A 26,657-nucleotide genomic window follows, 5' to 3' on the forward strand; every position below is an offset into this window, starting at 1 on the left:
CTACGGGTGGGGCGCCCCGGTGCCGTCGGCGACGACCTCGGGGCGCTCCACCGCGTCAGGCGTACGACAGGACGCGCTGGAGCAGCTCGGGCGCTCGCCGGTCGTAGACACGCGCGCCCCACCGCACGCCGAGCACGAGCACGAGGACCCCGAGAGCGAGCCCGACCACGAGCGTGACCCAGCCGAGCACCGCCTGGGGCAGGAGGACGGCGACGACGCCGGGGACGAGGAACGGCAGCGTGAGCGCCAGCGTGACGACCATGGCGACCGTCTGCGCGACGAGGGTCGCCATCGCGGCGCCCTGGGGCTGCTTGAACGGGCTGTCCCCCGGCTTCGGCACCGGGTAGAGCAGCCGCGCCGACGACGCGCTCGAGACGCCCGCCGAGACGAGCAGGGTCCCCAGCGTCAGCCCCAGCAGGGCCGGGAGGGCGTCCCACCGCCCGGCGACCGCGGCCGAGACGAGGACGAACACCACGGTCACCGGGACACCCCCCGCGAGGACGGGGATCACGCGGCCCCACCGGTCCGCGCGGCCGCTCACGCCGGTCGACACGTGGAGCGCGAACGCGGTGTGGTCGTAGGCGATGTCGGCGGAGATCGCGAACCCGAGGATCCACGCGGTGATCGGGCCCAGGATCAGGAAGACGTCCGATCCCGACCCCCCGCCCAGCACGAGGAGCACGACCGGGATGAGCGGCACGACCGCGATCGAGCCGGAGTAGCGCGGGTCGCGCAGCCAGTACGTCGTCGTGCGGGCGGCGACCGCGCCGGTCGGCGTCGCCGGGAACCGCGCGAAGAACCCGAGGCCCTTTGCCTTCCCGCCGGCGCCCGACGTGGGCGGGCTCACGAGGGCGCGCGCGAGCGAGCGGTCCCACACGACCCACGCCACCGCGAGCGTCGCCACGGCCACGACGAGGCGTGCGAGCGCGAGGCCCCACGCGCCGTCGTGCACCGCGGCGGCCAGGCCCCACGGGGCGCCGAACGGCGTCCAGGCCGCGATGTCGGCGAGACGGACGACCAGCTCGCGCACGCCGTCGCCGTCGACCGGCCCGTCGCCCATCTGGGTGGCGAACCACCCGAACGCGGGACCGACGAGCATGAGCGGCACGAAGGCCGCGATCGTCACGACCTCGCGGTACCGGCGCGACTCGAGCAGCGGGGCGAGGGCCGTCGTGGTGGCGCGGGAGCCGACGACGCACAGCGCGACCGCGAGCACCGCACCGACGAGGGCCGCCAGGACGGCGACCGGCGAGCGCCACCACGCGAACGAGACGCCGAGGGCGGAGAGCGAGGTCGCGATGCCCGGGATCGACACGACGCCCGCGACGGCCAGACCGGCGAGGAGCCGGCGCTGCGGGATGCCGAAGAGGACGAACCGCTGCGGGTCGAGCGTCGCGTCGACGCCGAACGCGAAGAGCGGCACGATCCACCACCCGAGCACGACGAGTGCGCCGAGGAGGACGGCGACCGCGCCGGCGAGCTGCGGGTCGTTCGTGCCGAGCACGACCATCCCGACGACGACCATGCCGACGACGAAGAGGCCGTACAGCGACCCCAGCACGAACCCGATCGTCTGCCACGTGCTCCGCCGGAACGCGTTGGCCATCAGGGTCAGCTTGAGCCTTACGAACTGCGCAACCATGCGAGGCCCTCCGAGGTCTGGCGGCCGCCCACGAGGTCGACGAAGCGGTCCTCGAGGCTCTGCCCGCCGCGCACCTCGTCGACGGTGCCGGCCGCGAGGACGTGGCCGCCGGCGACGACGGCGACGTGGTCGCACATGCGCTGGACGAGGTCCATGACGTGGGACGAGACGACGACCGTGCCGCCGCTCGCGACGTAGCCCGCGAGGATGTCGCGGATGTTCGCGGCCGAGACCGGGTCGACGGCCTCGAACGGCTCGTCGAGGACGAGGACGCGCGGCGCGTGGATGAGCGCCGTGGCGAGCGCGACCTTCTTCGTCATGCCGGCCGAGTAGTCGACGACGAAGGTGTTCGCGTCATGCGCGAGGTCGAGCGTCGCGAGCAGGTCGGCGGTCCGCTCCGCCACCGTGTCGCGGTCCATGCCGCGCAGCAGGCCGGCGTAGGTGATGAGCTGGGCGCCCGTGAGGCGGTCGAAGAGCCGCACGCCGTCGGGCAGGATGCCGAGCTGCCGCTTGCCCGCGACGGGGTCGGCCCACAGGTCGGTGCCGTGCACGTGCGCGCTGCCGAAGTCGGGGCGCAGCAGTCCCGTGGCCATGGACAGCGTCGTGGTCTTGCCCGCGCCGTTCGGGCCGACGAGGCCGTAGAACGAGCCCGTGGGCACGTCGAGGTCGACGCCCGCGACCGCGACCTTCTCGCCGAACCGCTTCCACAGCCCGCGCAGGGAGAGCGCGGCCGTGGGGTCCGGGGGCGCGGCGGGCGCCTGGCCCGGCGCCTGGCCGGGGACCTGGGCGGCGGGGGCCGGGACCGTGCCGGCGGCGGGCGGAGCCGGCGTGCCGGGTGCGGCAGGTGGTTCGTTCGTCGGGTCGACCATGCCGTCAACCTATCCGAGCGTGCCGCCCGGGAGCCGTGCGCTTTGTCATGTCGTGTCCCTGTCGGTGCCTCGTGGGAAGGTGCGGCCATGGACTCGCCCACGCTCCTGTTCGCCGTCGGTCTCGTGCTCGGGCTCGTCGTCGGCGTGGTGCTCGTGCTCGTCGTGCGGCGCACGTCGCCCGACGGCGCCGCCGCCGAGGTCCGCCGTCTCACGGCGCTCCTCGGTCAGGCGCAGCAGGAGGCCGCCCGCGGCGCAGGTCTCGCGGAACGTCTGGACGCGGAGCGCGCGGGGTTCGAGCGGCAGGTCACCGCGGAGCGCGAGGCGTTCGTGCGCCAGCTCGCGGCCGCGCAGCGCAGCGCCGACGAGCGGCTCGACCTCGCGCAGGCGGCGCACGAGCAGCAGGTCACCGAGCTCCAGCGCGCCGCGGAGCGCCGCGTGAGCGAGGTCCAGGGCGACCACCGCCGGCTCGAGGCGCAGTTCGAGTCGCTGTCGCGGCGCGCGCTCGCCGCGACGTCCGAGCAGTTCCTCGTCCACGCGGAGGAGCGCCTGCGCCGCAGCCAGGAGTCGGGCGCCGCCGAGCTCGCGAAGCGCGAGGAGGCGGTCCGCACGCTCGTCGAGCCGCTCGCACGCTCGCTCGAGCGGATGCGCACCGAGGTCTCCGCCGCCGAGCAGGCCCGGGCGGCGGGGCACGCCGCGCTCACGGAGCACCTGCGCCAGCTCTCCCAGGCGAGCGCGGACCTGCGCAGCGGGACCGAGGACCTCGTCACCGCGCTGCGCTCGTCCCAGACGCGCGGTGCCTGGGGAGAGCTGCAGCTGAGGCGCGTGGTCGAGGCGGCGGGGATGCTGTCGCGCGTCGACTTCACCGAGCAGGCGCACGTCGAGACCGAGGACGGCGCGCTCCGCCCCGACATGGTGGTGCACCTCGCCGGCGGGAAGAACGTCGTCGTGGACTCGAAGGTCGCCTTCCTCGGCTACCTCGAGGCGCAGCAGGCGACCGACCCGGCGGTCCGCGAGACGCGGCTCGACGCGCACGTGCGGCACATGGTCAAGCACGTCGACGACCTCGCGTCGAAGCGCTACTGGTCGCAGTTCAGCCCCGCTCCGGAGTTCGTCGTGATGTTCGTCCCGGCCGAGCCGTTCCTCGCCGCCGCGGTCGAGCGTCGCGGCGACCTCCTCGAGTACGCCATGCGGCGCAACGTCATCGTCGCGACGCCCATGACGCTCATGGCCCTGCTGCGGACGGTCGCGTACGCGTGGCAGCAGGACGCCGTGACCGACAACGCGCACGAGGTGCTGCGCGCGGGCAAGGAGCTGCACTCGCGCCTGGTCACCACCGCGCGCCACGTGACCAAGCTGGGCCGGTCGCTGAGCGCCGCGACGAAGGACTTCAACGTCTTCGTCGGGTCCCTCGAGACGCGCGTGCTCCCCCAGGCGCGGCGCCTCGTCGACCTCCACGTGGTCGACGAGTCCGAGCGCATCGGTCAGGTCCGCGTGGTCGACGACGTGCCGAGGCCGGTCACCCAGCCCGAGCTCGTGGCGGCGGCGACCGACGCGGTGGTCGCGATCGACGACCGCCCGGCCGACGACGACGAGGACCGCGGGCGACAGGCGTTCGCCTGACGCCGGAGAAGCCCTCCGCTCGTCCGCCCGGGGCGAGGCCGTTCGCGGGACCTCGCCGGAGCGTCAGACCGGCTGGACCGACAGCGAGCGTCGTCCGCCGCGGCCCGGCCGGGCGCCGGGGCCGGTGGCACCGAGGTCGGCACGCAGCTCGCGCGGCAGGGAGAACATGAGGTCCTCCGTCGCCGTCCGGACCTCCTGCACCTCGCCGAACCCGCGCGCAGCGAGGTAGGCGAGGACGTCGTCGACGAGGATCTCCGGCACGGACGCGCCCGACGTCACGCCGACGGAGGTCGCACCCTCGAGCCAGGTCTCGTCGATCTCCTTGGCGTGGTCCACGCGGTAGGAGGCGCGAGCGCCCGCCTGGAGCGCGACCTCGACGAGGCGGACGGAGTTCGACGAGTTCGCCGAGCCGACGACGATGACCACGTCCGCGTCCGGCGCGAGCTTCTTCACGGCCACCTGGCGGTTCTGCGTCGCGTAGCAGATGTCGTCGCTCGGCGGGTCCTGGAGCGTCGGGAACTTCTCGCGCAGGCGGCGCACCGTCTCCATCGTCTCGTCGACCGAGAGCGTGGTCTGCGAGATCCACACGACCTTGGACGGGTCGCGGACGACGACGTCGTCGACGGCGTCGGGCGAGTTGACGACCTGGACGTGGTCGGGCGCCTCGCCGGCCGTCCCCTCCACCTCCTCGTGGCCGTCGTGGCCGATGAGGAGGATGTCGTAGTCGTCCTTCGCGAAGCGCACGGCCTCCTTGTGCACCTTCGTCACGAGCGGGCACGTGGCGTCGATCGTGTCGAGGTTGCGCGCCGCGGCGGCGGCCTTGACCGCCGGGGAGACGCCGTGCGCCGAGAAGACGACGCGCGCGCCCTCGGGCACCTCGTCGGTCTCGTCCACGAAGATCGCGCCGCGCTCGCTCAGCGTCTCGACCACGAACTTGTTGTGCACGATCTCCTTGCGCACGTACACCGGCGCGCCGTAGTGCTCGAGCGCCTTCTCCACCGCGACGACGGCGCGGTCGACGCCCGCGCAGTAGCCACGGGGCGCGGCCAGCAGCACGCGCTTGCCGACGGCGGACGCCGCGGGCGTCGGCGTCGCGGGATCGGAAGCGGTCGCGGAGGCGGACGGCGCCGTGGACGCCGTGGTGCGCGGGGTGGACGGGGTGGTGCTCACGCCCGCCAGTCTAGGTGACCGCAGGGCGTCCGCCCGGGGCGGCCCGGGCGGTACGCCGAGGCTGCCCGGCCCCTGCACAGGACCACCACACGCCGGGACCGGCACCGGGCGGGGCCCGACGTCGGTGGCATGCGGCAGGCTGGACCCATGGTCGCCTCGCTCCCGCTGCCCGACGACGCCCCGTCGGCGGGCGCCCCGCGCGCCGCGGCGTGGCACGAGCTGCCCGCCCGGGCGCTCGACACGAGTGCGGAGCACCCGTGGCCCGTGCGCCTGCTCGCCCGCAAGATCGAGCAGTACGTGGACCGCATGGCCCCGGTCTGGGTCGAGGGTCAGGTCGTGCAGCTCAACCGGCGCCCCGGCACGTCGACGGCGTTCCTCACGCTGCGGGACACCGACCAGGACATGTCGCTGCCCGTCTCAGCGGCCGTGCGGGTCCTCGACGGGAAGCCCGTCGAGGAGGGCGCGCACGTCGTCGTCCACGCGAAGCCGGTGTTCTGGTCGCGGCGCGGGACGCTCCAGCTCCAGGCGCGCGAGATCCGTCCGGTGGGCGTGGGCGAGCTGCTCGCCCGCATCGAGCACCTGCGCCGCGTCCTGGCGGCCGAGGGCCTGTTCGACGCCGGGCGCAAGGTCCCGCTCCCGTTCCTCCCGGGCGTCGTGGGCCTCGTCTGCGGGCGGGAGTCGAAGGCCGAGCACGACGTCGTCGTCAACGCGCGGGCGCGGTGGCCGCAGGTCCGGTTCGAGATCCGGGAGGTCGCCGTGCAGGGCGCCCACGCGGTGCAGCAGGTGGGCGACGCGATCCGCGAGCTCGACGCCCGACCGGAGGTCGAGGTGATCGTCGTGGCGCGCGGCGGCGGGTCGGTCGAGGACCTGCTGCCGTTCTCCAACGAGTCGCTGGTCCGTGCCGCTGCCGCGTGCCGTACGCCGCTCGTCAGCGCGATCGGGCACGAGACCGACGCCCCGCTGCTCGACCTCGTCGCCGACCACCGCGCGTCCACGCCGACCGACGCGGCGAAGCGCATCGTCCCCGACGTCTCCGAGGAGCGTGCGCGCGTGAGCCAGGCCCGTGCCCGGATCCGCGCGGCGATCGAGGGCCGCGTCGCGCGCGAGCAGGCGGGGCTTGAGAGCGTGCGCTCCCGGCCGGTCCTGGCCTCGCCCGAGGTCATGCTCGCCGACCGGGCGGAGCGGACGGGCGCCCTGCGCGACCGCGCCCGCCGCGCCCTCGACGCGAGGCTCGTGCGCGCGGCCGGAGAGGTCGGTCGGCTCGAGGGCCAGGTCCGCGCGCTCTCGCCGGCGTCGACGCTCGAGCGGGGGTACGCCGTCGTGCAGCGGACCGACGGGCACGTCGTGCGCTCCCCCGCCGACACCGTCGTCGGAGACGGCCTGCGGGTCCGGCTCGCCCACGGCGAGCTCGCCGCCCAGGTCCTGCGGACCGATCGCGACGGGACGTCGTGAGGCGCTCCGCGACCGTGCTCGGCCACCGTCCACCGGGCGGACCGCGCCCACACCACCGCACAGATGGGGTTCACTAGCGCCGTGACCGATTCCGACAACGCTGTCAGCCCGGACGTGTCCGGACTCACGTACGAGCAGGCGCGGGACGAGCTCGTCCACGTCGTCTCCCGCCTCGAGGCCGGCGGGGAGCCGCTCGAGGACTCCCTCGCGCTCTGGGAGCGCGGCGAGGCCCTCGCCGCGCGCTGTCAGCAGTGGCTCGACGGCGCCCGCGCTCGACTCGACGCCGCACGAGCGCGCGACGACGCGCCCGACGACCCCGGCGACGCACCCGGCGTCGCGACCGACCGCACGTCCGGAGGAGACCGATGAGCACGACGCCCGAGCACACCTCGCCCGCGAGCCCGGCCTCCCCCACCGCGCCGCACGGCGGGCACGTGCTCGCCGTGGGCGAGGCGCTCATCGACGTCGTGCACCGCGCCGACGGCACCGTCGACGAGCTACCGGGCGGGAGCCTCGCCAACGTCGCGCTGACCCTCGGGCGCCTGGGGCGCGACGCGCGGCTCGTCACGTGGATCGGCGACGACGCGCGCGGGGCGGCCCTGCGCGACTGGCTCGCCGCGTCCGGCGTGACCCTCGCGCCGGGCAGCGCGGACGCGGACCGGACCAGCGTCGCGACCGCACACCTCGACGCGCACGGTGCGGCGACCTACGAGTTCGACCTCGAGTGGCAGGTGCCCGCTCGTACGACCGTCGACGCCGACACCCGTGCCCTGCACACGGGTTCGATCGCCGCGGTGCTCGAGCCGGGCGCCGCCGCCGTCCGCGAGCTCGTCGCCTCGGCGCGCGCGACGGCGACGGTCACGTACGACCCCAACGCCCGGCCGGCCCTCATGGGCGACCCCGCGGACGCGCGTCCGCGCATCGAGGCGCTCGTGGCGCTCGCCGACGTCGTCAAGGTCAGCGACGAGGACCTCGCCTGGCTCGCCCCCGGCACCGATCCTGTCGCCGTCGCCCGGGACTGGCTCGCCCTCGGCCCGGCGGTCGTCGTCGTGACCCTGGGCGGCGAGGGTGCGGTCGCCGTGACCGCCACGGGTGAGCAGCGCGTCGCGGCCCCGCGCGTGCAGGTCGTCGACACGGTCGGGGCGGGCGACTCGTTCATGGGCGCCCTGATCGACGGGCTCTGGGACGCGGACCTGCTCGGGGCAGACCGCCGCGAGGAGCTGCGCGCGATCGACGGCGCGACGCTGGCAGGGCTGCTCGAGCGCTGCGTCGCCGTCGCCGCGATCACGGTCTCGCGCGCAGGCGCCAACCCGCCCCGGCGCGCCGAGCTCTCCGGCGACTGAGCGCGAGGCGGCGGGAGGCGCGGGTCAGACCTGCGCCTCCTGCTTCTGCGCGCGCTCGAGCGACCGCTTGCGGTCCTCGACGTTCTCCTGCTCGATCCGCTCGGCCTCGGAGGCGTCGCGCGTGAGGTTCTCGCTCGTCTCGGGGTCGAAGACCATCATCTTCGTCGGGTCGAACCACAGGTCCGTCACGTCGCCGTCGCGCACGCGGGACTGCGAGTCGAGCGCGACGACGAACTGGGAGCGCTGCCCCTCGCCGTCGAGCTCTCGGTCGAGCTCGTCGAGCTTGCCCTTCACCGACTCGTGCATGTCGAACGGGACGTAGGCGTACAGCTCGGCGCCGAGCCACTCGGTGACGTCGATCTGCGCCTCGAACGTGTGCCCGCGGTCCTTCTTGGACGGGTCCACGAGACGCGCGTCCTCGAAGTGCTCGGGACGCAGCCCCACGATCACGAGGTCGCGGTCCCCCACGGCCTCGCGCACGCGGTCGGGCAGGTCGAACTCGCCGAACGGCAGCGAGATCCGTCCGCCCGACACCTCGCCCGGCAGGAAGTTCATCGGCGGCGTGCCGATGAAGCCCGCGACGAAGAGGTTGACCGGCTGCTCGTACAGCCCGCGCGGGCTCGCGACCTGCTGCAGCACGCCGCGGCGCAGCACCGCGACGCGGTCGCCGAGCGTCATGGCCTCGGTCTGGTCGTGCGTGACGTACACGGTCGTCGTCCCGAGCCGGCGCTGCAGGCGGGCGATCTCGGTGCGGGTCTGGCCACGGAGCTTCGCGTCGAGGTTCGACAGCGGCTCGTCGAAGAGGAACGCCTTCGCGTCGCGCACGATCGCGCGGCCCATCGCGACGCGCTGCCGCTGCCCGCCCGAGAGGTTCGCGGGCTTGCGGTCGAGGTGCTCGCGCAGGTCGAGCATGTCGGCCGCGCGCTCGACCTTCCCGCGGATCTCCTCCTCGGAGTGCTTGCCCTTCGCGAGCCGCAGCGGGAAGGCGATGTTCTCGGCGACCGTGAGGTGCGGGTACAGCGCGTAGTTCTGGAACACCATCGCGAGGTCGCGGTCGCGCGGCGCCTTCTCGTTGACGCGCACGCCGTCGATCTCGAGGTCGCCGGCCGTGATGTCCTCGAGGCCGACGATCATCCGCAGCACGGTGGACTTCCCCGACCCGGACGGCCCGACGAGGATGACGAACTCGCCGTCGGCGATGTCGAGGTCGACCTTGTCGACGGCGAGGAAGCCGTCGCCGTAGCGCTTGACGATGTCCTTGAGGGTGATCGACGCCATCAGCTGTCTCCTCGGTGTCGGCGGGTTCGGGGTGCGGTGGACGTGCTCATCCCTTCACCGCTCCCTGCGTCAGACCGGAGACGATCTGGCGCTGGAAGAGGACGACGAGCACGACGACGGGGATCGTCACGACGACGGCCGCGGCGGAGATGGCCCCGGTCGGTTCCTCGAAGTACGACGCCCCGGTGAAGAAGGCCAGCGCGGCCGGGACCGGGCGGGCGGCGCTCGTGGAGGTGAGCGAGATCCCGTAGACGAAGTCGTTCCAGGCGATGAAGAACGCGATGAGCGCCGTCGTGAAGACGCCGGGTGCCGCGAGCGGCACGATCGCCTTGCGGAAGGCCTGCCACGGGGTCGCGCCGTCGACCTGCGCCGCCTGCTCCAGCTCCCACGGGATCTGGCGGAAGAAGGCGGCCAGCGTCCAGATGGAGATCGGGAGCGTGAGCGACAGGTACGGGATGATGAGCCCGAGCCACGTGTCGTACAGGCCGATGTTGCGCCACAGGTTGAACAGCGGCGTGACGATCGCGACGACGGGGAAGATCGAGACCCCGAGCGCCGTCGTGAGGATGAGCCGCTTGCCCGGGAAGTCGAGGCGCGCGATCGCGTAGGCGCACAGCGTCGCGAGGACGACGGCGATCACCGTCGCGATGAGCGAGATGCCGATCGAGTTCCGCAGCGCGGACAGGAACAGCTCCTGCGCGGAGCCGCCCGACGCGAGGATCTGCTCGTAGTTCTCGCTGCTCCACTGCGGCGGCAGGAACGTCCCGGAGTTGATGTCGGACGACGACTTGAAGCTCGTCATGAAGATCGACAGGATCGGGAACAGGGCCCCGACGAGGACCACGACGGAGATGACGGCCCACCAGACCTTCGCCCGGGTGCTGAGCACGCTACCCATTCACTTCTCCCCTCTCGCGCCGGCCAGGTCGACCTTGAAGAGCTTGATCGCCACGAAGCAGATGAGGACGACGCACAGGAACAGCAGGACCGAGATCGCCGAGCCCATGCCGATCTGCAGCTGTCCGATCGCCGTCCGGTACGTGAGCAGCGAGAGCACCTCGGTCCCGTTCGCGCCGTTCGTCATGATGAAGACGTTGTCGAAGATGCGGAAGGCGTCGAGCGCGCGGAACAGCACGGCGACCATGATCGCCGCCTTCATGTTCGGCACGATGACGCGCGTGAACCGCTGCCACGCGGTGGCGCCGTCGACCTTCGCGGCCTCCTCGAGGTCGCCGGGCACCTGGGCCAGGCCGGCGAGGAGGAGCAGCGAGATGAAGGGCGTCGTCTTCCAGACCTCGGACGCGATGATGACGAACAGGCTCGTGCCCTGCTGCGCGAACCAGTTGAGGTCGGGGCCGACGCCCGGCACCCAGTCGAACCAGTGGTTGACGTAGCCGGACGTGATGTCGAACGCGTAGAACCACGCGAACGCCGAGACGACCGTGATGATCCCGTACGGCACGAGGATCGCCGTGCGCAGCAGGCCGCGCAGGCGCCGGATCGCGCGGTGCATGACGAGGGCGAGCGCGAACCCGAGGACCAGCTCGACCGCCACCGTCACCACGGTGATGAAGAGCGTCACGCCGAGGTCGCGCCACCAGACCGAGTCCGTGAGGATCACGACGTAGTTGTTCAGCCCCACGAAGGACCGGTCGTCCGGTGCGGTGAGCTTGTAGTTGAAGAGCGAGTCGTAGACGGCCTGGAGGATCGGGTAGAGCGTCACGGCGAGCATGACGACGAACGCGGGGCCGGCCAGGAGCCAGCCGAGCCGCGCCTCCGACCGCGCGCGGTCGCTCCGCGCCGCCTTCGCGCGGCTGTCCCGGCCCGACCCGTCGTCGCCGTCGTCGATCTCGACGTCCTTCGCACTACCCGGGATCGTGGTGCTCACAGCAGTCGCTCCCCTCGCAGGACGGCGGTGATGAACTCGGTGGACTCCTGCGGCGTCGTCTCGGGATCGACGTCGGCCGGCGCGTACCAGGTCTGCTGCAGGCCCGTCGACACCTCGTTGTAGAACGGGGTCTGCGGCCGCGGCGCCGCCTGGTCGAGCGAGTCCCGGATCACGTCGTACATCGGGAACGCCTCCTGGACGTCCGGGTCCTCGTAGGCCTCGATGCTGGCCGCGGGGTTGCCGTTCGTGACGAAGTACTCGGCCTGGTTCTCGGGGCTGACGATGCACTCCGTCGCCTGGTACGCGAGGTCGGTGTGCGCGCCGAACGCCCCGACGCCCAGGCTGATCCCGCCGTACGGGGGCCGGGCGTCCTCGCCCTCGACCGTCTGCGGGTACAGCGCCCAGCCGATGTCGTCGAGCAGGCCCTGGTCGAGCGACCCGGCCTTGACGGCGCCCTGGGTGGACGACCAGACGAACGGCCAGTTGACCATGAACGACCCGCGGTCCCCCTGGAAGAGGGTCAGCGAGGCCGGCTCGTCCTCGCTCGGCAGGCCCGGCCCGCCGACGCCCGAGGTCCCGATGTCGCCGATGATCCGGGCCGCCTCGGTCCCCGCCTCCGACTCGAGCCCGAGCTGGATGTCCTCCGGCGGCGCCTCGGGGTTCTCGAGGATCTTCCCGCCGGCCCCCGCGACGAGCGCGTTGATCCAGACGGTGAGCGACTCGGCCTTGGCACCCTGCACGGCGAGCAGCGCGTCCTGGTCCTGCGCGGCCTCGATGATCTGGTCCCACGTGACCGGCCCGCTCATGTCCAGGCCGGCCGCCTCCGCGACCGACTTGCGGTACCAGAGCAGCTGCGTGTTCGCCCAGAACGGGACCGCGACGAGCTCGTCCTTCCACGTCGACGCGTCGATCGCGCCCTGCACCACGTCCTGCGTCGTCGCGTCCGCGACGTCGTCGGGAACCGGGGCGAGGAAGTCGGCCTCGGCGAACTCGGCGATGAACACGGGATCGAGGCTCATGAGGTCGATCGAGGAGTCCTTCGCGGCGAGACGACGCGCGAGCTGCTCGCGCTGCGCCGCGGCGTCGCGCGGGAGGAGCTCGGTCTCGATCCGGTAGGCGCCGTCGGCCTCCTCGGTGCACGACGCCGCGATCTCGGCCTGGCCCCCCGCGTCCGGGTTGATGTACCACGTGAGGACCGGTGTCCCCTCGTCGCCCGGTCCGCACGCCGCGAGCGGTGCGAGCACCGCCAGGGCGGCGAGGGCGGCGAGCGGTCGGGTGCGTCGGCGCACGTCGGGCTCCCTTCGTCGCGAGGTCGAGATGTGGTGCTGCTCCTCCACATGGCTACACCCCAGCCCCGCGGTTCGCCACGTGAACGCCCCTCACCTGCGTCGTCGCCGTGGGTCATCATGGGCGCATGAGCACTTCCGCGGACCAGCAGCTCCTGACCCCCGCCGAGGCCTGGGCGACCCTGCGCGCCGGCAACGACCGGTTCGTCGCCGACGCGCCGATGCACCCGTCGCAGGGGGCCGACCGACGCCGGGAGACGTCCGCGGCGCAGCACCCCCACACCGTCCTCTTCGGGTGCTCGGACTCCCGCGTCGCGGCCGAGATCGTCTTCGACCAGGGCCTCGGGGACATGTTCGTGGTGCGGACGGCGGGGCACGTCGTGGACACCACGGTGCTGGGGTCGATCGAGTACGGCGTGGACATCCTGTCCGCGCCGCTCGTCGTGGTCCTCGGGCACGACTCGTGCGGCGCGGTGGGCGCCGCCGTGACCACCCTGACGACCGGGGCCCAGGCGGACGGCTTCGTCCGTGCCGTCGTCGACCGGGTCATCCCGTCGATCGCGAAGATCACGAGCGCCGGCGGAGGGTCCCTGGAGAGCATCGACCCCGACGTCCTGCGCCGCGAGCACGTGCGGAACACGGTCGACATGCTGCACTCCTACTCGGCCGGGCTGGCCGCCGCGGTCGCCGAGGGCCGGTGCGCGATCGTCGGCGTCGAGTACGACTTCACCGAGGGGCGCGCGCGCCTGGTGGACGTGGTGGGCGACGTCGGCGAGCTGCCTCGCGCCGACGTCTGACCGGCCGGCGTGACGTCGCTCACGCGGCCTGCCGACGGTCCGCGCGGGTGCGGCAGGATGGTCCCATGACTGCATCCCCCGAGGCCCTCGGCGGCGTCGCCGGCGACGCCACGACCGCGTACCGCATCGAGCACGACACGATGGGCGAGGTGCGCGTCCCCGCACGCGCCCTCTACCGCGCGCAGACCCAGCGCGCCGTGGAGAACTTCCCCATCTCCGGGACCCCGCTCGAGCGGGGGCACATCGAGGCCCTGGCCCGCGTGAAGAAGGCCGCCGCACGCGCGAACGCCGAGCTCGGCGTCCTCGACGAGGACGTCGCCGCGGCGATCGTCGCGGCCGCCGACGAGGTGGCGTCCGGCGCCCACGACGAGCACTTCCCGGTCGACGTCTTCCAGACCGGTTCCGGGACGTCGTCGAACATGAACACCAACGAGGTCCTCGCGACGCTCGCGACCCGCTCGCTCGGCCGCGACGTGCACCCGAACGACCACGTCAACGCGTCGCAGTCGTCCAACGACGTCTTCCCGACGTCGGTGCACGTCGCGGCCACCGCGGGCGTCGTCCGCGACCTCGTGCCCGCGCTCGAGCACCTCGCGGGCGAGCTCGAGGCCAAGGCCAGGGAGTTCGCGACGGTCGTCAAGTCCGGTCGCACGCACCTCATGGACGCGACGCCCGTGACGCTCGGTCAGGAGTTCGGCGGGTACGCCGCGGCCGTCCGCTACGGCGTCGAGCGGCTCCTCGCCGCGCTCCCCCGCGCCGCCGAGGTGCCGCTCGGCGGCACGGCCGTCGGCACGGGCATCAACACGCCCGCCGGCTTCCCGCAGCGCGTGATCGCCCTCCTCGTCGAGGACACCGGCCTGCCGCTCACCGAGGCGCGCGACCACTTCGAGGCGCAGTCCGCGCGCGACGGTCTCGTCGAGCTGTCGGGCGCGCTGCGCACGATCGCCGTCTCGCTCACGAAGATCTGCAACGACCTCCGCTGGATGGGCTCCGGGCCCAACACGGGGCTCGGCGAGATCTTCATCCCGGACCTGCAGCCGGGCAGCTCGATCATGCCCGGCAAGGTCAACCCGGTGGTGCCCGAGGCCGTGCTCATGGTCGCGGCGCGCGTCATCGGCAACGACGCGACCGTCGCCTGGGCCGGGGCGTCCGGCAGCTTCGAGCTCAACGTGCAGATCCCCGTGATCGCCCAGGGCGTGCTCGAGTCGGTCCGCCTGCTCGCGAACGCGTCCCGGGTCCTCGCGGACCGGACCGTCGCGGGCATCACGGCCAACGTCGAGAAGGCGCGCGCGTTCGCCGAGTCGTCGCCGTCGATCGTCACGCCGCTCAACCGCGTCATCGGGTACGAGGCGGCGGCGAAGGTCGCGAAGCACTCCGTCAAGGAGGGCCTCACCGTGCGCCAGGCCGTGGTCGACCTCGGCTTCGTCGAGCGCGGCGAGGTCACCGAGGCGCAGCTGGACGAGGCGCTGGACGTGCTGTCGATGACGCGGCCGCCGCAGGGCTGACCTCGCGTCGAGGACGTCTCCGCCTCACCCGGGTGGTCGGGTGGGGTCCCCCACCCCACCCGGCCTTCCGTCACGTCACCTTGGGTCGGGACGCAGACCGCCTGGACGCCGTCCGATGGTGGTCGCGTTCTCCTGGCGCCTCACCGCTCGGCGCAGGTCTCTGCGGGCCGGGCGGCGTGCTCAGCCGAGGTGGGCGGGCTGGTGGTTGCCCGACGGGAGGAGGCGGTCCTTCGAGCCGCGGACCAGGGCGAACGCCACGACGGCACCGAGCGCCATGGTGACGGCCGCGGCGGTGAAGACGGCCGAGTAGCCGTCGACGAGGTCGGCCGGGGTCGGTGCGACCGACGCCGGCAGGGCGGCGGCGTAGATCGTCGTGAAGACGGACAGGCCGATCGAGCCGCCGACCTGCATGGCCGCGTTGACGGTCGCGCTCGCGGCGCCGGCGTCGTGCGCGGCGACGCCGGCGAGCGCGACGTTCTGGAGCGGGACGAGGACGAGCGCGAGCCCGACGCCGAGCACGAGCTGTGACGGCAGGACCTCGGCGACGTACGAGCCGTCGACCGTGACCCGGCTGAGCAGGAGCAGGCCTGCCGCGGCGACGAGCGGGCCCGCGATCATGAGCGGTCGCGGGCCGACGCGGGGCAGCAGGACCGTCGTGACGACCGGCGCGAGGACGAGGATGACGAGCGTCATCGGCACGGACCCCAGGCCCGCGCGCAGCGGCGGGAGGCCCATGACGACCTGCAGGTGGAAGGACAGGTAGAGCAGGGCGCCGATCATGAGCGTGCCGACGATCGCCTGGAGGAGGAACGCGCCGGCCCGGACGGGGTCGCGCACGATCCGCAGGGGCAGGAGCGGCTGGGACACGCGCGACTCGACGACGACGAAGGCGGCGAGCAGAACCGTCCCGGCGGCGAGGCACGCGACGGTCGAGGGCGACGTCCAGGAGTGCTCGGCCAGGGTGAGCCCGTAGACGAGGGCGCCGAGGCCCAGGACGACGAGGACCGTGCCGACGACGTCGTAGCGGTTGTCGCCGTCCGCACGGCTCTCCCGGACGAGCAGCGCTGCCGCGACGAGGCCGGCGACCGTGACCGGCACGTTGACCCACAGGCACCAGCGCCAGTCGGCGAGCTCCGTGAGGAGCCCGCCGAGCACGAGACCGACGGCGGCACCGACCCCCGCGACCGACCCGAAGACCGCGAACGCGGTGTTGCGCTCCTTCCCGCTCGGGAACGAGACGGTGAGCAGCGCGAGCGCGGCCGGCGCGAGGAGCGCGGCGAACGCACCCTGGAGACCGCGGGTCGCGATGAGGGCGGCGCCCGTCGGCGCGAAGCCCGCGAGGAGCGACGCGACGCCGAACCCGGCCATGCCGAGCAGGAACGTGCGCTTGCGGCCCCAGTAGTCGGCGATCCGGCCGCCGAGGAGGAGCAGCGCGCCGAACGCGAGGGCGTACGCGGTGACGACCCACTGACGCTGGGCGTCGCTCAGCCCGAGCTCGGCCTGGGCTTGCGGCAGCGCGATGCTGACGATCGTGCCGTCGAGCACGACGAGGAGCTGGGTGAGGGCGAGGACCACGAGGACCCACCATCGGCGAGCCCCGCGCGAGCCGCGTCGCGCCGGCGGCGCCGGGGACGCGGCGTCCGACCGCGGCGGGACGCCCGGGTCGGAGGCGGAGGGAGAGGGTGCAGCGAGACGTGAGGACATGAGCGACCTTCGTGCGCGGGAGGGAGATCATGGGGTTTCCAGCCCGGACCGGTCTCGCCCTGCGCACTGCGCGGGCACCCGGCCGCTCCAACCGCGGGGTCGGACAGACGTGCCACCGTAACGCACGCGCGTCCGCGCCTCGCCGGGACCCGGCGCGAACCGGCGCGATCGTGACCGACGGCACACGGCCGCGGACGGGTCAGTGCTCCGTCGGGTCGAGCCGCCGCAGGACCGTGGCGAGGAGCGCCGCGAGGGCGACGCGGTCGTCGTCGGACAGGCTCGCGAGGGCCCGCTCCTCGAGGGCGAGCTGGCGCGGGAACACGTCGTCGACGAGCGCCCGGCCCGCGTCGGTGAGCTCGACGACGACACCCCTGCGGTCGCGCTCGGGCACCGTGCGGGCCACGAGGCCCGCGCGCTCGAGGCGGTCGAGCCGCTTGGTGATCGAGGCACCGGGGGCGCCGGTCAGGGTCGTCACCTCCCCGGCGCGCAGGGGCCGGCCCGAACGGCGCAGCGCCGTGAGCACGTCCAGCTCGGGACGGGACACCTCCCGCTCGTCGAGCGCCGCGTCGATCTGCGCGTCGAGAAGTCCGGCGACGCGGCGCAGCCGGGCGGTCACGTCGGCGACCGACGTGTCCACCTCGGGCAGCTGCTCGGCCCACTGCTCCCGCACGCGCTCGACGTAGTCCACGGTGTCCAGGATAGGGCGAGGCTCACAGTCTTTCGCTGGTGAAACACCCGTGAACCATCGATAGCCTGGTCGCGATGCCCCTCTCCCTCGCTCCCGTCCGCGGCGCCGCACGGACCGTCCTGGACCCGTCCCATCTCTCTGCGGCGCTGCGCGCGAGCCCCGCGGACGCGACGGTTGCCGCGGCGCTGCGCTGCGGCGCGGCCGTCGCCCTCGCGCTCGCCGTGCCCGGCCTGCTCGGCCGCACGGACGTCGCCGCGTTCGCGTCGCTCGGCGCCCTCACGTCCCTCTACGGCCGGTACGACCCGTATCGGCGGCGCGCGTCGCTCCTCGCGGGCGTCGGCGTCGTGATGACCGCGACCGTCGCGGTCTTCACGGCGCTCGCCGCGCTCGCGGTCCCTGCGGTCGTCCTGCTCGCGGGCGTCGCCGCCCTGGGCGCGGGCACGACGGCGCTGTGCGCGCTCCTGCGCACCGGGCCGCCCGGGGCGACGATCGTCGTCTTCGCCGGCGGCGCCGGGCTCGCGGGAGCGCCCGGTCTCGGGGACGTCGGGCCGCGTGCCGTCGCCGCCGCGCTGGGTGCGCTGCTCGCCTGGGTCGTGTGCACGGTCGGTGCCGTCGTCCGGCCGTCCGGCCCGGCACGGCTCGCCGTGCGACGGGCCCTCGACGCGACGCGCGCCGCCGCCGCGTCCTCCGACGCGACGGCAGGGCCCGCCTCCGACGCGGCGGCCGGCTCCGACGCCGCTCGCCGCGCCGTCGCCCGGGCCCGCGAGGTGCTCGCCGACGACCTGTCGTGGCGGCTCCCCCGAGCGGCGGCGCTCGGGCTCTCGACGGAGCTCGACCTCGTGGAGCGGACGCTCGACGAGATCGGCACGGTCGGAGCGGGCACCCCGGACGCGCCCGTCGTGCGGCGGACCACGCTGCGTGCACAGGCGCGGCGGAACCTCTCCGGCCGCTGGCGTCTGCCCACGGCGCGCGTCGCCGTCGCGGGCGTCGTCGCCGGTGGTGTCGCGTCGCTCGCCGGCCTCGGCCACGCGGCCTGGGCGACCATGGGGTCGACCGCGGTGCTCCAGGGCGACTCCGACCGGCACGCGGTCGTGCGCGCGGTGCAGCGCGGTGCCGGGACGGTCGTCGGGGCGCTGCTCGCGTGGCCGCTGCTCGCCGCCCACCTCGGGTTCTGGGCGACGGCCGCCGTCGTGGTGGTCCTCCAGACCGTCACGGAGGTGGTCGTCGGCCGCCACTACGGCCTCGCGATGCTCACCATCACGCCGATGGCGCTGCTCATGACATCCCTCGCGCACCCCGCGAACCCCTCGTCGCTCGCGCTCGACCGCGCCCTGGACACGGTCGTCGGAGCCGTCGTCGGCGTGCTCGCGGTCGTGCTCGTGCACGCCCGGCAACCCGCGAGGTAGAGCCGGTCCGCGCGGGAGCACCCGGTCCGCGCGGTGGAGCCCCGACCGGAGCTCCACCGCACGTCGTCAGACCTCGATCGACTCCAGCATCTCCGTGACGAGGGCCGCGACGGGCGACCGCTCGGACCGCGTGAGCGTCACGTGCGCGAAGAGCGGGTGGCCCTTGAGCGCCTCGATGACCGCGGCGACGCCGTCGTGCCGCCCGACGCGCAGGTTGTCGCGCTGCGCGACGTCGTGGGTGAGGACCACGCGCGACGACTGCCCGATCCGCGACAGCACCGTGAGGAGCACGTTGCGCTCGAGGGACTGGGCCTCGTCCACGATGACGAACGCGTCGTGGAGCGACCGGCCGCGGATGTGCGTGAGGGGCAGGACCTCGAGCATCTCGCGGTCGACGACCTCGTCGAGGACCTGCGGGGACACGAGCGCGCCGAGGGTGTCGTACACCGCCTGCGCCCAGGGGTTCATCTTCTCGGCCTCGGAGCCGGGCAGGTACCCGAGCTCCTGGCCGCCCACGGCGTAGAGCGGCCGGAACACCATGACCTTGCGGTGCTGCCGGCGCTCCATGACGGCCTCCAGCCCGGCGCACAGCGCGAGCGCCGACTTGCCCGTCCCGGCACGGCCGCCGAGCGAGAGGATCCCGATGCTGTCGTCGAGGAGCAGGTCGATCGCGACCCGCTGCTCGGCGGAGCGCCCGTGGAGCCCGAACAGGTCGCGGTCGCCGCGCACGAGCTGCACGTGCTTGTCGGCCGTGACCCGGCCGAGCGCCGACCCGCGCGGCGAGTGCACGACGAGCCCCGTGTGGCAGTGCAGGGGCCCGGCCGCCTCGACGACCGCGGGGTCGAGGCCCGCGATCTCGACGGACTCGTGCTCCCACAGGGACGCGGTCTCCTCGTCGGTGAACGAGATCTCGCTCATCCCGGTCCAGCCGGAGTCGACGGCGAGCTCCGCGCGGTACTCCTCGGCCCGCAGCCCGACGGCCGACGCCTTGACGCGCATCGGCAGGTCCTTGGACACGACCGTGACGTCGTGGCCCTCCGTCGCGAGATTCGCCGCCACGGACAGGATGCGCGTGTCGTTGTCGCCCAGGCGGAACCCGGCCGGCAGGACCGTGGGATCCGTGTGGTTGAGCTCGACGCGCAGCGTGCCGCCGACGTCACCGACGGGGATCGGCGCGTCGAGGCGGCCGTGCTTGACCCGGAGCTCGTCGAGCATGCGCAGCGCGCTGCGGGCGAAGTACCCGAGCTCGGCGTGGTGCCGCTTGGCCTCGAGCTCCGTGATGACGACGACCGGGAGGACGACGTCGTGCTCGGCGAACCGCCCGATGGCGCGCGGGTCGCTCAGCAGGACCGAGGTGTCGACGACGAACGTCCGGCGTCCGTCGTCGTCCGGGGCTGGACCGGGGGTGGGTGAGGTGTGGACCACGAGGGCTCCCCTCCGGCGCGCGAACGCCGTGCTCTTCCAGGGTGTGGCAGGCGACCGGCTTCCGGGCCGTGGGTGCGGCTCAGCAGTGCCGGTGCCGGCCCTCCTGAGCGGAGCGTGAACCCCATCGGCTGGCCTCCCGGAGGACGGCGATGGTGCCGTCCGTCCCTGTCGAAACTACGCCCGTGTGATTCGGATCACCAGCCCTGGGCGCACGTGTCGTCGAGGTTTAACCCGGCGTTCACGTCAGCCGCCGCGTCAGTGCTCGACGTGCCGGCGCGGCATGACCAGCGCGCACGCGAGCCCCGCCACGAGCACCACGGCCGTGACGGCCAGCGTCTGCCCGGCCGCCGTCGCGAAACCGGCGTGGAAGGCCGTGGTGGCGGCCTCCCCGACCTGGCGCGCGACGTCGTCGGGCACTCCCGCCGGGAGCTCCGGCGCGCCCGCCCCGCCCTGGAGCGAGGTCCCGGCGCTCGCGAAACCGTCGAGGAACGGCTGCCGCACCGCCTCGGGCAACGACGCCGCGGCGTCCCGCGCGGCGTCGGGCAGGGTCACCGCGAGGCGCGCGGTGAGCGTCGCGACGATCGCCGCCGACCCGATCACGCCGCCCACCTGGCGCGTCGTGTTGAAGGCGCCCGCGCCGGCGCCCGCCGTGCGCGCGTCCAGGCCCGACGTCGCGAGGTTCGCGAGCGGGGAGAACACGCAGCCGGTCCCGATGCCGAACAGCGTCATCGGCGCGATGATCGCCGCCACGGACACCCCCGGCGCCACGACGGCGGCGAGCCACGCGACGGACACCGCGAGGACGGCGAACCCCGTCGCGACGACCCACTTGGGGGGCACGCGGTCCGAGAGGCGTCCCGCGAGCGGCGCGACGATCCCGGACACGAGCGAGCCGGGCAGGTTGACCAGCGCCGCGTGCAGCGGCGACAGCCCGAGGATCGACTGCAGGAAGATCGTCAGGGGGAAGAAGATCCCGATCATCGCGAACGACACGGACATGCCCGCGAGGTTCGCGAGCGAGAAGGTGCGCGAGCGGAACAGCTTCAGCGGCAGGAGGGCCGCGTCGCCGAGCCGGTGCTGCCACCAGACGAACGCGACGAGGACCGCGAGCCCGAGCCCGATCACGCCCCAGACGGTGACGAAGCCGGTGATGGTGCCCCAGTCGTACGTCTCACCCTCCTGGAGACCGAAGACGACGGCGAAGAGCCCGACGACGGACAGGACCACGCCCAGCACGTCGAACGTGCGCTTGTTGGTCGCGAGCTGCGGCAGGCGCGTGAGCCCGAGCCACAGCGCGACGACGCCCACGGGGACGTTGACGAAGAAGATCCACTCCCAGCCCCACGTCTCGACGAACACACCGCCGAGCAGCGGTCCGGCGATCGTCGCGACGCCGGCCGTCGCGCCCCACAGGCCCATGGCCGCGCCGCGCTGGGTGGCCGGGAAGACGCGCGTGATCATCGCCATGGTCTGCGGCGTCATGAGGGCCGCGCCGACGCCCTGGACGACCCGCGCGGCGATGAGCATCCCGATCGACCCCGACAGCCCGCACCACGCCGAGGCGAGCGTGAAGACCACGAGCCCCGCGACGAACACCGGCTTGGGTCCGTACCGGTCACCGAGGCGCCCGGCGAGGAGCAGGAGCACGGCGTACGAGAGCAGATAGGCGCTGTTCACCCAGCCCACCGCGACGAGGCTCGCGTCGAGCTCGCGCTGCAGGGTGGGCACCGCGATGTTCACGATCGTCGTGTCCACCATGATCATGAAGAAGCCGAGGATCAGCGGCGGCAGGATGCTCCAGGCCGTGCGGCCGTGCAGGTCCACGAGGGGCACGACACCGGTCCGGGGCGCGGGCGGCTCGGCGGAGGCCGGCGCGGCGGCGGTGGCACGGTCGGACGGACCGGTTCCAGCGGGAGGAGTGGGCACACGCGATCATAGGAGCGTCCCCGCGCGGTGGCGATCCGGTCGCCCGGGTAGCGTCGGACGGCATGGGCCTGCCCGAGCTGCACGACCTCGACGCGACCGCTCTCGCGGTGTCGCTGCGCAGGGGCGACGTGTCGCCGACCGAGGTCCTCGCCGCCACCGTCGAGGCGGCCGCGGGCGTCGGGGCGGCCCTCGGTGCCTTCGCGACGCTGGCCCCCGAGCGCTCGCACGCGCAGGCGAGGGCGGCCGAGGCCGTGCTCGTCGCGGCCCGGCGCGACGGGACCGTCGACGAACCCGGCACGCTCCCGCCCTTCCTCGGGGTGCCCTGCCCGGTCAAGGACCTCACGATGGTCGCCGGGGTGCCGATGCGGGCGGGGTCCGCCGCGGTCGACGCGTTCACGCCGCCCGTCGACGACGGCGTCGTGACGCTGCTGCGCGGCGCCGGGACGGTCCTCGTGGGGAAGACCTCGACGCCCGAGCTCGGTCTGCCCTGCTACACCGAGCCCGACGTCGGCCCGCCCGCGCGCACGCCGTGGGACCTCGCCCGGTCCGCAGGCGGGTCGAGCGGCGGCGCGGCCGCCGCGGTCGCGGGGCGCGTCGTGCCCGTGGCGCACGGCAGCGACGGCGGAGGTTCCCTGCGCATCCCCGCGAGCGCGTGCGGCCTCGTCGGGCTCAAGCCCTCGCGCGGCCGTGTGAGCCCGGGCCCGCACGGGGTCGACGGCGCCGGGCTCGCCACGCACGGCGTCCTCACGCGGTCCGTGCGGGACACCGCGGCCTTCCTCGACGTGCTCGCGCGCCCGTGGCCGGGCGACACGTTCCCCGGCGGCGACGTCGCGCCCTCGGGCACGCGCGCCCGCGAGCTCCTCACCGGCGCGGACGGCCCGCCGCGGTCGTTCGTCGCGGCGCTCGCCCTGCCGGACGGGCCCTCCGCTTTGCGGGGGCCCCTGCGCGTCGGCCTGCTGCTCGACCCCGTCATCGCGGCGGACGCGAGCGTGCACCCCGCGTGCGCGGACGCGGCGCGCGCGGCGGCGGCGCTCCTCGAGGCCGCGGGGCACGAGGTCGTGGAGGTCGCACCCCCGTTCCCCGCCGAGCGCTGGGACGCGTTCGCGGCGCTGTGGTCGGTCGGGGCGCTCCAGGCGCCCGTGCCGCCGGACCGCGAGCACCTCCTGGTGCCGCTCACGCGCTGGCTCCGCGAGCGCGGGCGTGCGGTCACGGGCCTCGAGCACGCCACGGCGCTCGCCGGCGTCCAGGCGCTCACCCGCGAGGTCGCCGGGGCGTGGGCGGACGTCGACGTCGTCGTGTCCCCGACGCTCGCCCGGCCGCCCGCGCTCGTCGGCACGCAACGCCTCGACGACGACCCGGCCGCCGACTTCGCGGCGCAGACCGCGTTCACGCCCTGGACGAGCCTGTACAACCTGACCGGGCGTCCGGCGGTCTCGCTGCCCCTGGGCGAGACGCGGGTCGAGGACCCCGACGGCGTGAGCCGCACCGTGCCGGTCGGCGTCATGCTCGGCGCCGGCCACGGCGACGACGCCCTCCTGCTGTCGCTCGCCGCCCTCCTCGAGCACGTGGCCCCCTGGTCCGGGCGCCGACCCCCGGACGTGCCATGAGCTACGCCGCGCTGCTCTTCGCCGTGAACGTCGGCGGTCGCAAGGTCCCCTCGACCCGGCTGCGCGCCCTCGCCGGCGAGCTGGGGTTCGCCGCGCCGCGCACGATCGTGAACAGCGGCAACCTCGTGGTCGCACCCGGCACGTCCGGTGCGCGGTCGGCCGGCGACGTGGCCCGCCTCGTCCACGACGGCGTCGCCGCGGAGCTCGGGGTCGACGCGACCGTCGTCGTGCTGACCACCGCGCAGCTCGAGCGGATCGTCGCGGACGTCCCCTGGCCGGAGGCCGCGCGCGAGGACCCCGCGCACCTCCTCGTGCTCGTCGGCGAGAAGCCGGTCGACGCCGCGGGGGTGGCCCGGCTCGACCTGTCGCACGCCGGGCGCGAGAGTCTCGCGGTCGCGCACGGCGTGCTCTACGCGCGGTTCCCCGACGGCGTCGGCCGGTCCCGGCTCACCACGACCGTGCTCTCGCGCGCCGCCGGGACCCCCGTGACGGGCCGGAACTGGAACACCGTCACGCGCCTGCTCGAACTGACGCGGGAGGCCGACGGCGACGAGACCGCGACACCGCCCGCGTGACCCACCCGGTCGCTCGCGGGCGCGCGGGCGCCGCGCGGGCACCCCGCGTAGGATCGTCCCCGGTGTGCCGGGAAGTCTGGTCGGCGACGCGTTCGGCGACCCCTCGCGTCACCTACCCGCCACCGACCTCCTCGGGAGAACCATGACCGCTGCGTCCCCGGCCACCGCGCCCTCCTCGTCCGCCCCCGGCCCGCTGCGCCGCTGGGCCAGCCGCGAGACGACCGGAGGGGCGCTGCTCATCGGCGCCGCCCTCGTCGCGCTCGTCTGGGCCAACTCCCCGTGGCGCGACGCGTACTTCACGCTGGCGAACGCCGTCCTCGGGCCCTCGGCCCCGCTGCACCTCGACCTCACGCTCGCGACGTGGGCGGCGGACGGGCTGCTCGCGGTCTTCTTCTTCGTCGTCGGCGTCGAGCTCAAGCAGGAGTTCGTCGCCGGGAGCCTGCGCAACCCGAAGCAGGCCGGGGTCCCGATGCTCGCCGCCGTCGGCGGCATGGCGGTCCCGGCCGCGATCTTCGTGGTCGTGCTGCTCGTCACCGGCGACCGGAGCGCGCTGCACGGGTGGGCGATCCCGACGGCGACCGACATCGCGTTCGCCCTTGGCGTGCTCGCGGTGTTCGGGCGCGGGCTGCCCGTCGCGATCCGCACGTTCCTCCTCACGCTCGCGGTCGTGGACGACCTGCTCGCGATCGTCATCATCGCGATCTTCTACACGGAGGACCTCGACTGGCTCTTCCTGGGCCTGTCGCTGGTCGCCGTCGCGCTCTACGCCGTGCTCGTCCGCGCCCGGCGCACGCACTGGTGGCTCCTGCTCCCCGTCGCCGCCGTGGCGTGGGCGTTCATGCACGAGTCGGGTGTCCACGCGACCATCGCGGGCGTCCTCCTGGGCTTCGCGGTCCCGGCGCTCGTCGTGCACGGCGAGCGCGAGTCGCGCACGCACCGCTTCGAGCGCACGGTCCGCCCGGTCTCCCAGGGCATCGCCCTGCCCCTCTTCGCGTTCTTCGCCGCCGGCGTGTCGATCGTCGGCGGCGAGGCCCCGGTCTCCGAGGTCCTCGCCCAGCCCGTCGTGCTCGCCATCGTGCTCGGCCTCGTCCTCGGCAAGCTCGTCGGCGTCCTCGGGGTCACCGCGCTCGTCACGCGCTTCACCCCGCTGCGTCTCGCCGCCGGGATCGGGGTGCGCGACCTGCTGCCCGTCGGGCTGCTCGCCGGGATCGGCTTCACCGTGTCGCTCCTCATCGCCGAGCTCTCGTTCCCCGACGCCGAGCACACGGACGGCGCGAAGATCGCGATCCTCGCCGCCTCGACGATCGCCGCGGTGCTCGCCGCGTTCTCGCTGCGGTGGGACGCGCGCAAGGCACGCTCCGACGACATGAACCGCGACGACCTGCCCGACGAGGTCACCGACCTCATCGGCGACGAGAAGGACCGGCTCGAGCACTGACGGCCCGGCGCGCCCGGCGGCACCGGTCGCCCGGACACCGCGCGGCGCGGGATGATCGACCCACGAGATCCCGCGCGGCACGGTCGCCGCGCGGCCGGTGCGCCGTCGTCCACCACCCCCGGGCGACGGCCGTGACGAGGAGGTCGCGCCATGAGCCTGACGAGCCCACCCGCTCCCCCACCACCCGCTGCCGCCCCACGCCGCGGCCTGGACAAGGTCGTCGCGTCGGCCGCCGAGGCCGTCGCGGACGTGCCCGACGGCGCGTCGCTGGCCGTCGGCGGGTTCGGTCTGTGCGGCAACCCGGTCGCGCTCATCGAGGCGCTGCTCGCGCAGGGCACGCGCGACCTGCGGGTCGTGAGCAACAACTGCGGCGTCGACGACTGGGGGCTCGGCGTCCTGCTCGCCGCGGGCCGCATCCGCAGGATGACCAGCTCGTACGTCGGCGAGAACAAGGAGTTCGAGCGTCAGTTCCTCTCGGGCGAGCTCGAGCTCGAGCTCACGCCGCAGGGCACTCTCGCGGAGAAGCTGCGCGCCGGGGGCGCGGGCATCGCGGGATTCTGGACGCGCACGGGCGTCGGTACGCAGGTCGCCGAGGGAGGCCTCCCGCAGCGGTACGACGGCGCGGGCGGCGTCGCGCAGGCGAGCGCCCCCAAGGAGGTCCGCACGTTCGGCGTGGGGCCGCGCGGTCGGGACGGCTCGTCCGCCGAGGAGGCGGAGTTCGTGCTCGAGGAGTCGATCACGACCGACTTCGCGCTCGTCCACGCGCTGCGCGGCGACCGGCACGGCAACCTCGTGTTCCACCGCTCGGCCCGCAACTTCTCCCCGCTCGCCGCCATGGCGGGCCGCGTGTGCGTCGCCCAGGTGGAGGAGCTCGTGGAACCCGGCGCCATCGACCCCGACGCCGTCCACCTGCCCGGGGTGTTCGTGCACCGCGTCGTCGAGGTCGGTCCCGACGCCCCCAAGCGCATCGAGCGCCGCACCGTGCGCCCGTCGACCGAGACGTCCACACCCACGCCCACGCCCACGACGGAGGGTTGA

22 protein-coding genes are annotated in these 26,657 nt (G+C 74.2%); 11 read left to right on the forward strand and 11 right to left on the reverse strand.

Annotated elements, in window-relative coordinates:
- Positions 1–55: 55 nt before the first annotated feature.
- Both ACWPWV_RS00710 and ACWPWV_RS00715 read right to left on the reverse strand, forming a co-directional pair.
- Positions 56–1,606, reverse strand: a complete 1,551-nt coding sequence (locus ACWPWV_RS00710) for a hypothetical protein (RefSeq protein WP_454041089.1) — start codon at positions 1,604–1,606, stop codon at positions 56–58.
- Positions 1,607–1,623: 17 nt separating this feature from the next.
- Positions 1,624–2,511 carry an ABC transporter ATP-binding protein gene (locus tag ACWPWV_RS00715; protein WP_454041090.1) on the reverse strand — a complete coding sequence of 296 codons (888 nt, stop codon included), beginning with the start codon at positions 2,509–2,511 and terminating at the stop codon, positions 1,624–1,626.
- 87 nt (positions 2,512–2,598) lie between these two features.
- On the opposite strand from ACWPWV_RS00715, the gene rmuC reads away from it, so the two are divergent.
- Positions 2,599–4,131, forward strand: coding sequence for a DNA recombination protein RmuC (gene rmuC, locus ACWPWV_RS00720; RefSeq protein ID WP_454041091.1), 1,533 nt, complete (start codon positions 2,599–2,601; stop codon positions 4,129–4,131).
- A 63-nt stretch (positions 4,132–4,194) separates the two neighbouring features.
- Here the strand turns inward: rmuC and ACWPWV_RS00725 are convergent, their stop codons facing one another.
- Positions 4,195–5,301 (reverse strand): 4-hydroxy-3-methylbut-2-enyl diphosphate reductase, encoded by a 1,107-nt coding sequence (locus tag ACWPWV_RS00725; protein WP_454041092.1) that lies wholly within the window; start codon positions 5,299–5,301, stop codon positions 4,195–4,197.
- A 147-nt stretch (positions 5,302–5,448) separates the two neighbouring features.
- On the opposite strand from ACWPWV_RS00725, the gene xseA reads away from it, so the two are divergent.
- The 3 genes from xseA (at position 5,449) to ACWPWV_RS00740 (ending at position 8,096) form a co-directional block, all read left to right on the forward strand.
- Entirely contained in the window at positions 5,449–6,753 is a 1,305-nt protein-coding gene (gene xseA, locus ACWPWV_RS00730; RefSeq protein ID WP_454041093.1) for an exodeoxyribonuclease VII large subunit, read from the forward strand.
- Between the two features lie 63 nt (positions 6,754–6,816).
- Positions 6,817–7,122, forward strand: a complete 306-nt coding sequence (locus ACWPWV_RS00735) for an exodeoxyribonuclease VII small subunit (RefSeq protein WP_454041094.1) — start codon at positions 6,817–6,819, stop codon at positions 7,120–7,122.
- Complete coding sequence (locus ACWPWV_RS00740; protein WP_454041095.1) at positions 7,119–8,096, forward strand: carbohydrate kinase family protein; 978 nt, start codon at positions 7,119–7,121, stop codon at positions 8,094–8,096. Before ACWPWV_RS00735 ends, ACWPWV_RS00740 begins: the two co-directional genes overlap by 4 nt.
- Positions 8,097–8,120: 24 nt before the next feature.
- Here ACWPWV_RS00740 and ACWPWV_RS00745 read toward each other — a convergent pair whose 3' ends face one another.
- The 4 genes from ACWPWV_RS00745 to ACWPWV_RS00760 are packed head-to-tail and all read right to left on the reverse strand — an operon-like array spanning position 8,121 to position 12,551.
- Complete coding sequence (locus ACWPWV_RS00745; protein WP_454041096.1) at positions 8,121–9,374, reverse strand: ABC transporter ATP-binding protein; 1,254 nt, start codon at positions 9,372–9,374, stop codon at positions 8,121–8,123.
- Between the two features lie 46 nt (positions 9,375–9,420).
- Complete coding sequence (locus tag ACWPWV_RS00750) at positions 9,421–10,272, reverse strand: ABC transporter permease subunit (RefSeq protein WP_435735325.1); 852 nt, start codon at positions 10,270–10,272, stop codon at positions 9,421–9,423.
- The gene (locus ACWPWV_RS00755; RefSeq protein WP_435739003.1) at positions 10,273–11,223 is read right to left on the reverse strand and encodes an ABC transporter permease subunit; all 951 of its coding nucleotides are present in this window, start codon (positions 11,221–11,223) and stop codon (positions 10,273–10,275) included. It lies immediately after the preceding gene.
- Between the two features lie 35 nt (positions 11,224–11,258).
- Entirely contained in the window at positions 11,259–12,551 is a 1,293-nt protein-coding gene (locus ACWPWV_RS00760) for an extracellular solute-binding protein (RefSeq protein ID WP_454041097.1), read from the reverse strand.
- 125 nt (positions 12,552–12,676) lie between these two features.
- Here ACWPWV_RS00760 and ACWPWV_RS00765 point away from each other — a divergent pair, with 125 nt between their 5' ends.
- Complete coding sequence (locus ACWPWV_RS00765; RefSeq protein ID WP_454041098.1) at positions 12,677–13,345, forward strand: carbonic anhydrase; 669 nt, start codon at positions 12,677–12,679, stop codon at positions 13,343–13,345.
- A 65-nt stretch (positions 13,346–13,410) separates the two neighbouring features.
- Positions 13,411–14,850 carry a class II fumarate hydratase gene (locus ACWPWV_RS00770; protein ID WP_454041099.1) on the forward strand — a complete coding sequence of 480 codons (1,440 nt, stop codon included), beginning with the start codon at positions 13,411–13,413 and terminating at the stop codon, positions 14,848–14,850.
- 180 nt (positions 14,851–15,030) lie between these two features.
- Here the strand turns inward: ACWPWV_RS00770 and ACWPWV_RS00775 are convergent, their stop codons facing one another.
- Complete coding sequence (locus tag ACWPWV_RS00775; protein ID WP_454041100.1) at positions 15,031–16,425, reverse strand: MFS transporter; 1,395 nt, start codon at positions 16,423–16,425, stop codon at positions 15,031–15,033.
- Positions 16,426–16,753: 328 nt separating this feature from the next.
- Complete coding sequence (locus tag ACWPWV_RS00780) at positions 16,754–17,242, reverse strand: MarR family winged helix-turn-helix transcriptional regulator (protein ID WP_454041101.1); 489 nt, start codon at positions 17,240–17,242, stop codon at positions 16,754–16,756.
- A 74-nt stretch (positions 17,243–17,316) separates the two neighbouring features.
- On the opposite strand from ACWPWV_RS00780, the gene ACWPWV_RS00785 reads away from it, so the two are divergent.
- Positions 17,317–18,648 (forward strand): FUSC family protein, encoded by a 1,332-nt coding sequence (locus ACWPWV_RS00785; protein WP_454041102.1) that lies wholly within the window; start codon positions 17,317–17,319, stop codon positions 18,646–18,648.
- A 66-nt stretch (positions 18,649–18,714) separates the two neighbouring features.
- Here ACWPWV_RS00785 and ACWPWV_RS00790 read toward each other — a convergent pair whose 3' ends face one another.
- Together ACWPWV_RS00790 and ACWPWV_RS00795 are read right to left on the reverse strand one after the other, a co-directional pair.
- Entirely contained in the window at positions 18,715–20,073 is a 1,359-nt protein-coding gene (locus tag ACWPWV_RS00790; protein ID WP_454041103.1) for a PhoH family protein, read from the reverse strand.
- A gap of 255 nt (positions 20,074–20,328) precedes the next feature.
- On the reverse strand, positions 20,329–21,906 hold the full coding sequence (locus ACWPWV_RS00795) for a DHA2 family efflux MFS transporter permease subunit (protein ID WP_454042781.1): 1,578 nt from the start codon (positions 21,904–21,906) through the stop codon (positions 20,329–20,331).
- A gap of 155 nt (positions 21,907–22,061) precedes the next feature.
- Between ACWPWV_RS00795 and ACWPWV_RS00800 the strand changes: the two genes are divergently transcribed.
- The 4 genes from ACWPWV_RS00800 (at position 22,062) to ACWPWV_RS00815 (ending at position 26,657) form a co-directional block, all read left to right on the forward strand.
- On the forward strand, positions 22,062–23,606 hold the full coding sequence (locus ACWPWV_RS00800) for an amidase (protein ID WP_454041104.1): 1,545 nt from the start codon (positions 22,062–22,064) through the stop codon (positions 23,604–23,606).
- On the forward strand, positions 23,603–24,181 hold the full coding sequence (locus tag ACWPWV_RS00805; protein ID WP_454041105.1) for a DUF1697 domain-containing protein: 579 nt from the start codon (positions 23,603–23,605) through the stop codon (positions 24,179–24,181). Before ACWPWV_RS00800 ends, ACWPWV_RS00805 begins: the two co-directional genes overlap by 4 nt.
- A 142-nt stretch (positions 24,182–24,323) precedes the next feature.
- On the forward strand, positions 24,324–25,619 hold the full coding sequence (nhaA, locus tag ACWPWV_RS00810; RefSeq protein ID WP_454041106.1) for a Na+/H+ antiporter NhaA: 1,296 nt from the start codon (positions 24,324–24,326) through the stop codon (positions 25,617–25,619).
- Positions 25,620–25,769: 150 nt separating this feature from the next.
- Positions 25,770–26,657 carry a CoA transferase subunit A gene (locus ACWPWV_RS00815; RefSeq protein ID WP_454041107.1) on the forward strand — a complete coding sequence of 296 codons (888 nt, stop codon included), beginning with the start codon at positions 25,770–25,772 and terminating at the stop codon, positions 26,655–26,657.

Source organism: Cellulosimicrobium sp. Marseille-Q8652 (genome assembly GCF_965112045.1).